Origin of the sequence: Mucilaginibacter sp. KACC 22773, assembly GCF_028736215.1 — a bacterium.
Lineage (GTDB): Bacteria > Bacteroidota > Bacteroidia > Sphingobacteriales > Sphingobacteriaceae > Mucilaginibacter.
The window spans coordinates 61355-76161 of the sequence record NZ_CP117883.1 but is presented as its reverse complement, the minus strand read 5'-3'; the positions used below and the strand labels follow the sequence as shown (position 1 = coordinate 76161).

Annotated in this window: 7 protein-coding genes; 2 read left to right on the top strand and 5 right to left on the bottom strand. The window is 44.3% G+C overall.

All coding sequences use genetic code 11. The features are described from left to right. Nucleotides 1-22 precede the first annotated feature (22 nt). From PQ469_RS00345 to PQ469_RS00330, 4 genes are read right to left on the bottom strand one after another with little or no spacing between them, the layout of a single operon-like run. Complete coding sequence (locus PQ469_RS00345; RefSeq protein WP_274211213.1) at nt 23-1729, bottom strand: RagB/SusD family nutrient uptake outer membrane protein; 1707 nt, start codon at nt 1727-1729, stop codon at nt 23-25. Between the two features lie 18 nt (nt 1730-1747). Next, nucleotides 1748-4888 carry a SusC/RagA family TonB-linked outer membrane protein gene (locus tag PQ469_RS00340; protein ID WP_274211212.1) on the bottom strand — a complete coding sequence of 1047 codons (3141 nt, stop codon included), beginning with the start codon at nt 4886-4888 and terminating at the stop codon, nt 1748-1750. A 34-nt stretch (nt 4889-4922) separates the two neighbouring features. Further along, entirely contained in the window at nt 4923-5837 is a 915-nt protein-coding gene (locus PQ469_RS00335; protein ID WP_274211211.1) for a carbohydrate kinase family protein, read from the bottom strand. Nucleotides 5838-5845: 8 nt separating this feature from the next. Beyond that, on the bottom strand, nt 5846-7171 hold the full coding sequence (locus PQ469_RS00330; protein WP_274211210.1) for a sugar porter family MFS transporter: 1326 nt from the start codon (nt 7169-7171) through the stop codon (nt 5846-5848). Between the two features lie 343 nt (nt 7172-7514). On the opposite strand from PQ469_RS00330, the gene PQ469_RS00325 reads away from it, so the two are divergent. Together PQ469_RS00325 and PQ469_RS00320 are read left to right on the top strand one after the other, a co-directional pair. Next, nucleotides 7515-10280, top strand: coding sequence for a hybrid sensor histidine kinase/response regulator transcription factor (locus PQ469_RS00325; protein ID WP_274211209.1), 2766 nt, complete (start codon nt 7515-7517; stop codon nt 10278-10280). A gap of 55 nt (nt 10281-10335) precedes the next feature. Then, complete coding sequence (locus PQ469_RS00320; protein WP_090652128.1) at nt 10336-10545, top strand: DUF2683 family protein; 210 nt, start codon at nt 10336-10338, stop codon at nt 10543-10545. Between the two features lie 313 nt (nt 10546-10858). Here PQ469_RS00320 and PQ469_RS00315 read toward each other — a convergent pair whose 3' ends face one another. Next, complete coding sequence (locus tag PQ469_RS00315; protein ID WP_274211208.1) at nt 10859-14281, bottom strand: ThuA domain-containing protein; 3423 nt, start codon at nt 14279-14281, stop codon at nt 10859-10861. Nucleotides 14282-14807 lie beyond the last annotated feature (526 nt).

Here is a 14807-nt window from a genome sequence, read left to right as displayed (position 1 = left end):
CCCTATTTATGTTTTAACAAGTTTAATACCCCGGGTTTTGTTTGTACAAACCGTTGGTAAATGTAATTTCTGATTGTGGTATAGGCAGGTACTCGTCCCGGCCTGCTGTAAATTTAGCAGTTGCCAGGAATGTTCTCCTGCCTTTTTCAACGTTAATATAGTCATTGAGTGTCTTCTCGGCAATTCCCCATCTTACTAAATCAAAGAAACGGGCTCCTTCTGTGGCAAACTCCAGTCGCCTTTCCCATTGCAGTGCTTTGCGGGCATAATCCTGCGTCCAGTTGGCAATGCTGTAGGGTTTAACGTTATAGTTAGATGGAAAGGTGCCATCTATTTTTTTAAGCCGTCCGGTGCTTGCCGCCGCACGGTTTCTTATTTGATTAATGAGCGGTAATGCACTTGCCTGCTGCCCCAGTTCAATATAAGCTTCTGCCTGCATGAGCAGTACATCATCGTACCTGATAATATCATAATTTTTTGCCGAACCCATAAACGGACCAAGCTTAAAGTATGATGAGCTGGTAGCCAATTGCTGGTTGCGCATGGTGTGGAAATTTCCGTAAACACCAGGATCGCGCACCCAACTGTTGCTGAATGGCTTCGTGTTGTCATATTTGTACGGGTGGCCGTCGATACCAACGGTATGGTCTAACCTGGGGTCAACCGTCACTTTTGTTAAATCGGCAATGCTGTTGTTAAACGTATCAAAGTTGGGCAAGCCATTAACATCAGTAGTATGCGCATTCACCAGGTTCTGGCTTGCAGCATGAAAGCCGCAACAACCGTATTGTGGTGCGCCATGCGGATAATTTAACCCATCCTCAAAATTCATACGCCCGGCAGTGGTTCCGTCATTAATGGTAAACTGTATCGCGAATACAGATTCAGGTCCGTTTTCAGTTTCCGGTAAAAAATCATCAGCTATATCGCTGCTTAATGCATATTTGCCAGATGCAATTACAGCCTGTGTAAGATCAACCACCTGCTGCAACCTTGTTTTATTGATATTGGTTACATGATGCTTATCATCCTGCTCGTAAGCCTGGTACAATCTCAGTTTTGCTAAATAAGCCTGGGCGTTTAACTTGTTGGCCCTTGCCAGCTCTGGCTGGGTAACAGGTAAATTATCAATAGCGTATTGAAAATCGGCTGCAATTTTATTCCATGAATCCTCATTTGATAACGTGTTCGAAACTTTCAGGATATCATCCGCCGTCGCGTTTTCATCAAAAATTGGAATGTTTTTATACAGCAGTTTCATGGTAAAATAGCTGTGGGCACGTAAAAATCTCAACTCGGCCAAACGTGTTTTCTTATTAGGGTAATCTGCATCAGAGAGCGAATTAACTGCCCTTAGCGCCACATTTGCCCTTGAAATAGATTTGAACAAATTTTTCCAGGTACGTGAAACAAAGGCATCCATTGATGGGGTTACCAGGTTGTAATGCTCCAGCGCGTCAACTTCGCCAACATCACCGGTACCGCCGCCGCCTTTATAGGCGTCATCTGAGCGAACGCTGCCGTAAGCCCAATCGCTGTATATGGGGCCTATCATGTCGCCGTTGCCAATAGCGGCATAGGCTGCGGTTACCAAACCTTCAATAGCGGTTGGTGTTTTTAAATCTGATGAAGACAACACACCCTTTGGTGTATAGTCTAACGCCTTTTTACATGAACTGAAGATGATCAGTCCGGATAAAACAGCTGTGAAAAATATTTTTGCTTTCATACTGAATAGTTTATATCGTTAAAATGATGCGTTGATACCAAAACTGAAAACTTTAGGAATTGGAACCGGACCAAGGTCAATCCTTTCAGGATCTGGGCTTAAATAGCTTTTGCTTTTCAACGTAAACACGTTTTCGGCCATCGCAAACACTCTTAGCCTGGTAAATACCGCTTTAGGCACAATAGTGTACCCAATTTGAATGTTGCGGAGTTTGAAATAAGAGGTGTTTACAATAAAGTAATCAGAAGTGCGGCCTTCGTTGTTATTATCTTTGAGTGTTAATGCAGGTACATTGGTATTGGTATGCTGTGGTGTCCATCCGCCAAATACACCGGGGCCAACATTTTCGCGGCTATGCATCAGGTTATTGTACAGGGTATATACATCAAACCCTTTGCGGCCGGCAACACCCGAACCAAATATAGACAGATCGAATTTTTTGTAGGTTAAATCAATCCGTGCACCATACTCCAAAGCGGGTAGCGTAGTTCCTATCCAGGTTTGATCGTTGGCATCAATTTTTCCGTCGTGGTTTACATCAACATACTTTATTCTGCCCGGCCCTGCGCCAATTTGTGTTGGGGCAGCATCCACTTCGGCCTGCGATTGGAAAAGACCGGCAGTTTTATACCCAAATATGTCAAACTGCGAATGTCCTATAATGGTATTAGCTATGTTACCCGGATAGGCCGGCCTAACATTCTCAGGCAAATCAGTGATTTTGTCTCTGAAGTGCGAAAAGTTTAAAGTTACATTGTAATTAAAATCGCCTGATTGCTGGCCATGATAGGTTACTAAAAACTCCCAGCCTTTATTGCTTTTAGAGGCGCCATTAACTGTTTTTGATTGCCCTTCGCCCAATGCCGATGCAATTGGAGGTGTAATTAGTATCCCCGTCGTTCTGCGGGTAAAATAGTCAAATGATCCCGAGATCTTATCGTTCAGAATGGCAAAGTCAAGCCCGGCATTTAGCTCTTCGGTAGATTCCCATTTTAGGCCTGGATTGGCAGCCTGGGTTTGCACAAAGCCCGAGGGTAACGATCCTGTATTGGCACCAGAAAGTGAGTAAGCAGTACCAACATTCATGTACTGCTCCCAAAAGCCCGGGGTTAACTGATTTTGAGTGGTACCATAGCGGGTATCATAAAGCGCGAAGCGCGATTGATCGCCAATTTCCTGGTTACCTACACGGCCCACACCTGCCCTTAGTTTTAATTCCGAAAAGATGGTGTTGTTTTTCATGAAGCTTTCCTGGTCAATTTTCCAACCGAAGGAAGCTGACGGGAAAATACCATATTGGTTGTTTGAACCAAACCTTGATGAACCGTCGCGGCGTATGGTTACCGAGGCTAAGTATTTACCGGCATAATTATAATCTAACCGCGAAAACTGCGAAAACAAGCTATTCCCGGTAGAGCGGCCGGTAACTATAGTATTGCCTGTGCCGGCATCTAAGGTAAAATAATCTTCGGTTTGTATGGCGTAGCCTTGTTTAAGGGTGGTCTGAAAATCGGTAAAGGTTTTAATATACTCGGTACCAACCAATAATTTAAAATGGTTGTTGGTGGTTAAATCGTAGTTATACCTTAACGTGTTTGAAAAAGTAGTGCTAAGGTAATGGTTCTGGTCAAAAAACAAGCTATTGGTTGTACGCGCCAGGGCACCTTCCTGGAAAGTTGGTGTTATCACCTTATTCAGGTAATTTGAATTATCGGCACCAAAATTCGATTTGAAATACAGGTTTTTAATGGGTTGTATTTCTAAAAAAACATTACCAAATGTATTTACCCGGTTAGCATTGTTCCACTTGGCTAAATCCTGCATGTGCAGCGGGTTATTCCTGTCAGAGTATCCCGCGCCAGATTCGCCTGCATAAGTAACACCATCTTTTTGGTATACTGGTATAGTAGGTGCCAGTGTTACTGCCAAAAAGGTGGTTGCCGCACCGCCCAAATCTGTGGTAGTAAGCGTCTCGTTTGAGTTGGTTATTTTTAAGTTTACGCCAAAAGTAGCTTTGTTGTCAAAGGCGCGTACCACACCGTTAATGCTACCTGTAGTACGGTTGTATTTTGTAAACCTAACAAGGCCGGTGTTTTTGATGTTGCCAAAGTTAATTTCAAGTGATGCGTTTTTGTTGCCTACCGATGCTGTGAAATCATTGTTATAAACCATGGCTGTTTTATACAATACACTTTGCCAATCGGTATTGCCGGCAGGGGTATTAGGGTCGCCACCTACAAATTGTTTGGGGGTAACACTGTTTAAAACCGGGTTGTTATAATTACCGTTCCAGTTAAAAGTGTATATATCGCCATAACCGGCAGCCGGGTCCTGGCCATCGTTTACAGATGCCTGCCATAGCGCCTTACCTCTGTCTGTCGAATTCAGCATTTTAAACCGCAACGATTTTTCTGACTGGACAGATGTACTGTTATTAAACTGGAACAGGACTTTGCCCTGGGTATTGCCGCCGTTTTTTGTGGTAACAATGATAACGCCATTGGATGCTCTTGACCCGTAAATCGACTCAGACGAAGCATCCTTAAGTACCTGTACCGATGCGATGTTTGAAGGTGATAAATTTTGAAAAACTTCGGGCCTGGTGGTGGGTATACCATCAATAACATATAAAGGGTTGTTATTGCCCAAAGTATTTGCCCCCCTGATCAGGATCCTGCTGGTTGAACCGTTGGCCGATCCATCTTTTTCGATGTACAAACCGGCAACCCTGCCCTGTAAAGCCTGCATGGTATTACCCGAGCTGTTGTTTTTTACCGGTGCTAAATCAACAACGGCCACGGCGCCCGTCAGATCTTTCTTCCTTTCGGATGTGTAACCGGTTACTACTACCTCATTCAAGGTGGTTGCGGCATCTTTAAATACCACATCAAGTACTTTGGTATCGGCGGCAACTGTTACAAGTATCGGTTTGGTGCCCACATATGAAAACCTTATAGATTGCCCGGTTGCTGCCGTGATGCTGAATTTTCCGCTGGCATCTGATAGTGTTGATTTTTGGGTTTCAACAACCACAATGGTAACGCCATCCATTGGTTTTGATGCGTTATCCAGCACAGTCCCGGTAATGACGCGGGATTGCGCGTATCCCTTACTTATGAGCAGTATAAGCAGGGAACAAATAAGTAATAATTTTCTCATTGGTTTTTAATTAAGTTTATTAGGTATGGTTTATTTAAAATAATTGGCTTTTAAAGTCTTGATAATCTGTTATTTTATAATCGGGACAACCTCCTTTCTTTGTTGCAATAAAGCCACCCATCGCTATTGCGTTTTTTAATAAGGTTTCCGGCGGTACGCCGTTATAATGGTTGGCAATAAACGCGGCCAAAAAAGAATCGCCGCTGCCAATGGTGTCTGTAACTTTTACTTCGCGGCCGGCAACATGGTATGCCTTATCCTGCTTGTAGTACGATGCCCCAAACTCCCCCTTGGTAACTACAATCTCGGGGATGTTAAAATGGTCTTGTATAAACCTGATCTGTTCCGATTCTTTGCCGAACGATCCCCTGAAAAGGCCCTGCACCATTTCCAGTTCGGCCTGGTTAAATTTTACAATATCTGCTTTGCGCAAAAGCTCTTCCAGCAAATCGCGGCTGAAAAAAGGCGGGCGCAGGTTAATATCAAATACTTTAATAGCATCGCTGGCCAACAATTCAAACAGGGTATTGCGCGATACGCTGTTACGCGATGCCAGGCTGCCGTATACCAAGTAGGTTGATGGCTGCAACTGGCTGATGACATGCGCGCTATCGCTTATAAAATCCCAGGCCACGGGGAAAACAATCTCGTATGATACCTCGTTGCCATTGTTCATTTTGGCAATTACCTGGCTGGTTGGGTGCTCCATATCGGTTTGCAGTAAATGTTTTGGTATTCCCCAGCCGTCCATCAAGTTTTCCAGCTTGTGGCCGTTGGCATCGTTGCCTATTTTGCTTACCAGGCTGGTGGGTACACCCAGTTTATTTAAGTGATAAGCCACGTTAAGCAATGCGCCGCCGGGCTGCGGGCCATCGGGCAATACATCCCAAAGGATTTCGCCATAGCAAATGGCCGGGGTTGTTATGTTGGTTTGCGGGGTCATCGTCATTTCAATTATTAATGCATTACCATGTTAGTTTCTATCTGCTCCAATGAGCGGCCTTTGGTTTCGGGCATAAACTTCCAGACGAAGATGAGCTGGCATACCATCATCACGCAGAAAAAAGAGAATGTAACCGCGCCGCCTAACGACTCGGCCAGGTAGGGGAAACAAAAAGCTATTATAGCGGCCATAACCCAGTGTGTTGAGCTGCCCAATGTTTGCCCTTTGGCACGTACCTGGTTGGGAAAAATTTCGGATATAAAAACCCAGATAACCGCCCCCTGCGAAAAAGCGAAGAAAGCGATGAACATCATCATATAAACCGGGATTGCAAACCCGCTCATGTGGCCCGAGTAAAACGTGAACGCCACCATGAACAGCGACGCGATTAACCCGATTGAGCCAACCAGCATTAACGTACGGCGCCCTACCTTATCAATAATATTAATACCCAACAAGGTGAATATGAAATTGATTAGCCCTATACCAACTGTGGATAGCAGCGAAGAGTGCGCGCCAAGCCCGGCCATTTCAAATATGCGGGGCGCGTAGTATATAATAGCATTGATGCCCGATACCTGATTAAAAAAAGCGAAGAGCACCGCTAATATTACCGGTGTTTTATATTGGCCCGAGAAAAGGTTGCCGCTTGAAACGGTATCATGAAGGGTAGAGTTTTTGATAGCAGCCAGCTCCTGTTCGCAATTGAGCGGATTGATTACACGCAATATTTCAAGCGCCCTGCCTGTTTCGCCTTTTTTGAGGATGAGCCAGCGGGGGCTTTCGGGTATAAAATAAATGAGCGCTAAAAACAAAGCAGAAGGGAAGGCCTGCACGCCCAGCATCCAACGCCATGAAGCCTCGCCGCCCTGGCTAATGAGGTAGTTGGACAGATACGAGATGAGGATGCCCAGTACCACATTGAACTGGAACAAACCAACCAAACGACCCCGTCTGTCGGCAGGCGAAACTTCTGAAATATAAATAGGGGCCGTTACGGATGATATGCCTACACCCAGGCCGCCTAATAGCCTGAACACTAAAAACAGGTACCAGTTATCGGCCATCGCTGTACCTATTGATGATAGCAGGTAAGCTGCAGCTACAAAGTATAAAGTATTTTTTCTTCCGAAGATATCTGATGGTCTTGCACCGAACAATGAACCAATGACAGTGCCGATAAGCGCGATAGATATAGTAAGCCCATGCTCCATGACAGACAGGTGCCAGAATTGCTGGATAGATTTTTCGGCGCCCGATATCACAGCGGTATCAAACCCGAAAAGGAAGCCACCAAGGGCCACGACCATGGACCAGGCCAGGACGGAATGTTTTCTCATAATAATTATAAAAGGTGTTAATTGGATTTACGGTTGCAAAGTAGGGCGATATGCAAAGCGGCAGTTATCGATTTTATTCCAAAACAGTACAAAAATTAAAAACGGGTTAATTATTTGATTATCAGTACAATAAAATTTATCTTTAATCCTATACCATCCGGATGTTTGATTTTGATACACGGTATTTCCAGTTTTGATACATTATGATACAACGAGCGGCCTGCGGGCGGAGGTTGTTATTTGTATTGTAAAAACATTTATCGATACTTTTGTATACATCCTCCCCAAAAAGAATTGTATTAACCAATAAAACCGTGCTTAAACGTTTACTTAATATTTTTTAATGGCTTTGCTTCATCAATTGCGCAACCTGTTGTTGCCACCCATATGTATACTAATGGTGCTTACCGGCTGTAAAAAAGCCGACAAGACATCACAGTATACAATAGGCTTTTCGCAATGTGTAGGCTCTGACTTGTGGCGGCGCAATATGCTGGACGAAATGAAAATGGAGCTCTCATTACATCCCGATGCCCGTTTTATTTATGCCGATGCCGATAACAGCAGCAAAAAACAAATTGAACAGGTGAAGCAAATGCTGAATGAAGGCATCGATTTGCTCATCATATCGCCAAACGAAGCACAACCTTTAACCGGTATAGTTGAGCAAACCTATAATAAAGGCATCCCGGTAATTGTAATTGACCGCAAAACATCATCAGACCTTTACACAGCCTATGTGGGTGCCGATAATTACCAGATTGGTAAAATGGCGGGCGAATACGTTGGCAGTAATTTAAAGGGCACCGGCAACATTGTAGAGGTGATGGGCCTCCCCGGTTCTTCGCCCGCAATTGAAAGGCACAGGGGCTTTAGCGATGCGTTGGCTAAATTTAATAACATACATATTAAAGCCCAGGTATATGGCGATTGGCTAAAGGACCATGCTCAAAAACAACTTTACCAGGTGCAGCCTGATTTAAAAAATGCCGATGCCCTGTTTGCCCATAACGATGTAATGGCAGGCGCATCCAGGGAGGTGCTAAACAACCTGCATTTAAACCATCACGTTAAAGTATTAGGGGTCGACGCTATGCCCGGCGCCGGCGGAGGCCTGCAAATGGTGGCATCAAGAACTATTGATGCCAGTTTGGTATACCCCACCGGCGGCAAAGAGGCCATTACCACCGCATTCAGGATCCTGAATAAAGAAGCTTTTGCCAAAGAAACCATCCTGCAATCGCTGGTTATCGATTCAACCAATGTGCAGCTTATGAAAATGCAGTGGAACAAAATTAACAGCCAGCAAAAGGATATTGAACGGCAACAATCGTTACTGAAAGAGCAGCGACAGGTTTACAATAGCCAGGAGTTAGTTTTAAATATTATAGTAATAACCCTGGTGCTGGCTATTATTTTTGGAGGGCTTGCGTTTTACTGGCTGATGGAGAACCGAAAGATTAATAAAAGCCTTGAAGTAAAAAACAACGAAATTTTGCTGCAGCGCAACCAGCTGATGGAAATGTCGGCCCGGGCCGAGGTTGCTACCGAAGCCAAACTTAACTTTTTTACCAATATCTCGCACGAGTTTCGCACCCCATTAACCCTCATCCTGTCGCCGGTTGAGGATATGATGAAAAACGGGAAACTCAATATTATAGCAGGCAAAAACTTAAAACTAATCCATAAAAATACGTTCAGGCTGCTAAGGTTGGTTAACCAGCTCATAGATTATCGCAAAATTGAATACGACAAACAACAAATTAATGCTGCGCCCGGTAACCTGGTAACTTTTGTTACCGATATTATGGATAGCTTTCAGCACAATGCCCGCAAACGGAACATCAGCCTGAGCTTAACTTCGGCAGAAAAAAAAATAACGGCATGGTTTGATGCCAACATGCTGGATAAAGTTTTCTTTAACCTGCTATCTAATGCCCTTAAGTTTACTAAAGACAATGGCCGCATCCAGGTAACATTGACACAAAATATCGAAAATGTTGAAATAGCCATCCAAGACAACGGCATAGGCATGGAGCCTGGAGAAGCCGAGCACGTTTTTGACCAATTTTACCAGGCAGATAACGGCAATGCCAAAGGTTCGGGCCTGGGGCTTTCCTTATCTAAAGAGATTGTTTTGCTACATCATGGCAATATTAAAGTAAGTAGCAAAAAATGGCAGGGAACTATTTTTACCATTACACTGCCACTGGGCAACCCTTACAATTACAGTACCGACCAGCCGGGCAAGGTTGTTAATACCGCTGCTATTGATGAGCGCTCGCGCATTTATACCACCGATCTTGAACAAGGTGAAATAAAAACCGATACCCCCCCTCTTAGCAGCCCTAAGGAGCAATCCATTCTTATAATTGAGGATAATGCCGATTTGCTGACCTACCTTTCCGATAAACTGGGCATCGATTATGAGGTTTTTACAGCAGATAACGGCGTACAGGGTTTGACTGAAGCATTTGAAAAAGTGCCCGACCTTATTATATCAGATGTAGTACTGCCGGGTATGTCGGGCAAAGCAATTACCGAAAATCTTAAAACAGATATCCGCACATCGCACATCCCGGTTATTTTACTTACCGCGCAGGCCAGTATTGAGCATCAAATTGATGGCATTGGCAGCATGGCCGATGTTTATATGGTGAAGCCTTTTAATTATGACCAGTTGCTGGCAACGGTAAAAAACCTCATCAAAAACAGGGTAATACTTAAAGAACATTTTACAAGCGACGTAAGCCACGGCAAAATACCTGCATCAAAATCGCTCGATAAAAAATTCCTTAACGATTTTGCAGGTATTGTTGAGCAAAACCTGGCCAACGAAAACTTTAATGTAGATGATATCTGCAAAACAATCGGCATATCGCGGGTACAGTTATACCGTAAAGTAAAAGCGCTGTTAGGCTGCAGCATTACCGACTATATTTTAACCCGAAGGCTGAAAAAGGCCAGGTACCTGCTCACCCACGAAGGCTATTCCATCTCCGAGATTACCTACATGGTAGGCTTTGCCAGCCCCAATTATTTTTCAACCGTATTTAAGGCGCAGTACAATTGTACCCCGAGCGAGTTTAAAAGGAAACAGGCATTGTAAGTTGAAAATGGATTTGGATTTCGGGTAAAAGGTTGATATTGATATATTTGTTTATATGGAAAGCATTCTTATACATCCTGAAAGTCCAGAGCAACTGAAAACAGTTAAAGCTGTATTGAAAGCGTTGAAGGTACAGTTTGAATCAAGCACTGTTACATTCCCTCCCCATGTTTCAGAAAGTATCCACCGCGGAATGCAACAATACGAGGCTGGAAAAAGCATTACGCTGGAAGAATTTAGTCAAAAACACTTATCGGAACGATGAGCTTTTCTCCTCCGATAGCAGGCAATCGTTTTTAAAGAGGAGGCACCTACGGAGCCTACTTTTAGGTTTCCTTGTGCTATAAACACGTGACTCCTACGGAGTCAATAATATACCAACCATTTCTAACTCCAGCGGAGTTACGTGTTTATAGTGAAAATCTATCTTGTTTTTGGCTCCGTAGGTGCCTCCTGTTTGTTCATAATTTTAAAAGCGATTCTGTGTCTCCGACAGCAACAAAACAAGAAATCCCGGCAAGTTTACCTACCGGGATTTCTTGTTTTTCAGCCGCTGTCAAAGGCTGGCAGCGTAGCTGTTATTTCGCGCTAAATATTAAGCCCGTAACACCGGCCGTTAATGAGCCCGGTTTTACCGGTTTATAAATAAAGAACAGCTTATGCATTTTACCATCAGTAACCGGGGTAACCGCTACATGCGCCATGCCTCCTTTTTGGTCTTTTGCCGGCGTTGGCATGCCGCCTTTGCCAATAAGTTTACCATCCGGCGCATCGGCATGAAGTTCAAAATTGAAACCGTATGTTGGTGCAGCCTGCCAGAATGTAGTGAGGTTTACTGATTTTACACCGGTAAGATCAATATCGTCAACCTCAAACCAACCTTCACCTGGCGGAATGATCATCAAATTCATGCCGTTGTACTTAAACCCGGTGAAGCCGTTTGTCTTTTCGGCACCCGTGAACAGGTAGTTACTGCTATTTAATGTAGCTATGCCCGTACCTGTTAAGGCTTTAATAGCATCGGTGCCATCGTCGGTATACTTAGCTGTTAATACCAAAGTGGCCGATGGCGTTTTGCCCGGATCTGGCATGATAGTGCCCGTTGGCGGCAAGGATTTCTTTTGACTATCTTTTCCTAACGACATTACCCAACCAATAATCTGCTCCAGATCGCCCTTTTTGATGCTTGGGTGGGCCGACATGGCCGTTTCGCCCCATACGCCCGCGCCGCCTTTAATAACCTTCTGGCTTAGCTTATTCATGGCATCAGGATCTTTCTGGTACTTGTTGCTTACATCAATAAACGCAGGGCCTATTGATTTGCCAACCTCTTTATGACAGCTTTTACAATCCATGCTCAGCATAAGCGTTTTGCCGGCATTTTCGGGCGCTGTTTGCTCCAATTGGGATGCTTCAACAGGCTTTTTATAGCCATCAATATAATCAACGTTAACTATAATACGTTTTGCATCAACCTTACTGGTTGCCGCGCCATCGGTAACGGTAACCGCATAGCTAAGCGGAACACCCGGCAAATAGAATGATTTATTGCCACTGGTGAGCTTCACCGAAACAACGGGCTGCTCGTTACCTGCATAAACATTAACCGGGCTACCTTTACTTGCCGCGCCTTCTGCATCTTTGGCTTCAACACTTATTTTATAATCCCCGGCCTTGGTATAAGTATAGCTTAGTTGCGGGGCATCGGTTTCTTTGGTGGTACCGTCGCCCATTTTCCAGGTATAAGTTATTTTATCTCCTTCGGGATCCTTGGCCTGGGCTGTTAGCTTTACAGTGAAAGGCAACAAACCTGTTGTTTTATCAACCTTTACACTGCTTATTACCGGTGGCCTGTTCCCTTTAATATAATCTATCCGGAATAAACCCGCATCGGGGTTATGCGTAAACCAACCGCTGCCATATTCCAGGCCATACAGCCTGCCATCGGGGCCAACTTCCATATCAATCATCGAGTTTGATTTAAGGCCCGGGAAAAATGGCTCCATTTTATCAAAATCACCTTCAGGAGTAAGGCTTACGGCTTTTATCCAGCCGCGCATCCATTCATAAGCCAAAAACTTTCCGTTATAATAATCGGGCAAACGGGTTTCTGCCGGGAACATATCGGTATAATAAACCGGGCCTGCCATGGCGTTACGGCCACCCGTGCCGACCTGCGGAAAATCGGCCGATGCACCATAAGGGTACCATATAAATGCCGGCTGAGCCGGTGGCAAATCGGTTAACCCTGTATTGTTACGTGAATTATTTACCGGGTGCTTAGGGTCAAATAGCGGACCCGATTTGCCTGTGGCGTAATCATAAATATGATATGGTTTGTTATCGCCCACAAAGTATGGCCAGCCAAAATTACCCGCGTGGCGTGCCTGGTTTATTTCGTCATATCCCATTGGACCGCGGGTGTCCAAGCTATCGTTATGCGCATCCGGGCCAACTTCGCCCCAATATAAATTACCGTTTTTTTGATCGACAGAGATCCTGTAGGGGTTCCTGTCGCCCATTACATAAATTTCGGGGCGGGTTTTTGGCGTACCTTTAGGGAAAAGGTTGCCTTCGGGGATATCGTAAGTACCATCGTCCTTAATTTTGATACGCATAATTTTACCGCGTAAATCGTTGGTATTCCCTGCCGACCGGCGGGCATCAAATTGCAGGTGACCAGGCCTGTCATCCAAAGGCGCATATCCGCTGGTCACATATTTTTGTCCTTTTTCATCAAAAGGGGTTGAGTTATCACCTGCCGAGAAGAACAGGATTTTATCAGGCCCCGGCCCAAAGGCTATTGAACCACCGGTATGACAGCAAATTTCGCGCTGGGCTTTTACTTCCAATATCACTTTCTCCGTCTTTTTATCCAGCGTATCGTTCTTAAACGTAAAACGCGACAAGCGGTTAACCGAACTATCGGCCGGGCTGTAGTAAATGTACACCCAGTTGTTATTGGCAAAATCGGGGTCTTTGGCCAGGCCAAGCATGCCTTCTTCGGCATTGGTACCTGGGGTATGCAAGGTTTTCCAGTATACATCAAAAAAGCCTACCTGTTTTACTTTTTGGGTAGCGTGATCATACCGCATGATCTCGCCCCGGCGCTGTATCACCAGGATATCCAGGTTGGGTAGTACGGTCATTTCGGTTGGCTCAAAAAATTCACCGGTCGAAAGCTGAGTTTTCATAAACCTGTCCTCTTCGGGCGGTGTTTGGGTTTTAGCTTTGGAATAGTCCAGTTCTTTATTTCCGCCAATGGCATATTCAATGCCGGCTGTCAGCATTTTAAGGTAATTATCGTCCTTATAGGTTTCTTCGGTATGGCCCATGGCGGTATAAAAAGCGCGGCCTCCGTCAAAATCATGATACCAGGTAGCAGGGTGCAGCCCCATGCGTTTACCACCTTTGTAGGTGCTTTCGTCAAGGGTAATTAAAACATGCACATCAGCTGCCAATGCCTTTTTGAAGCTGTAAAACTCATCTGTACGTTTCCAAACTTTGGGCAGGTGCCTGGTGGCGTCGTTATCGGCATCAACCACGTTGTAGGTACCGGGCTGTACGTTAGGGTTTTTATCGTGAATACCGGGGTGGTCATAAAACCAATCCCCCATGAGGCGGCCATACCATCCCCAATCATACTCTGTATCGGCCGCGGCATGTATGCCTACGTAGCCGCCGCCTGCCTGGATATAGCGTTCAAAAGCAGCTTCCTGGCGATAATCGAGCACATCGCCGGTGGTGCTCAGAAATATAACTGTAGCGTATTTTTGAAGGGTTGTGTCATTAAACATCGCGGAGTTTTTGGTGGTATCTACGTCAAACCCGTTTTGCTCTCCCAGTTTTTGAATTGCGGCTATCCCAGCATCTATAGATGCATGATGAAAGCCCATGGTTTTTGAAAATACAAGCACGCGCGGCTTTCCGGGCCTGGCTTTGTTACATGATAAGTAGGTGCAGCTAAGCGCTACAAGAACCAACAGGGCGATTTTTTTCATATCGACTATTATGAATTTGGGTTAAACAGGTGTATAGAGCTTGGTTTCAGGAGCTATTGCAACAAAATGATACAATCTATAGCTACTTATCAAATTTATAATTAAATATCGAAGTGTCAATACCTATTGTGTAACAATGACACAATATTTAACATGAATGGCGGGTAATAAAATCCTGGGTTGTTTGTTTGTAAATGCGTACAACGTCGGATCGGTTGGGAATTTGTAAAACAAAAAAAGAGAGCCTTTTTGGAAGCTCCCTTTCCCCTAATTAATTTAAACTATTGATTAAACCCAAAACAAAGAACAAAAAATCTCAACTTGGGCGTCTGAGAATTCAAAAAAAGTTTTTCACAGGTAGGTGATTTAATTTTTTTTCACAGATTATATGCAGGGCGAGTTGTTCAAAACAAATTTATTGCCAGTATTTATTATTTCTATAATTATTGGCAATAAATAATAGTTGCGTTACAATTATTTAATCCAATATTTTTTACGAACTTTAATAATCAAACGCCAATTTATT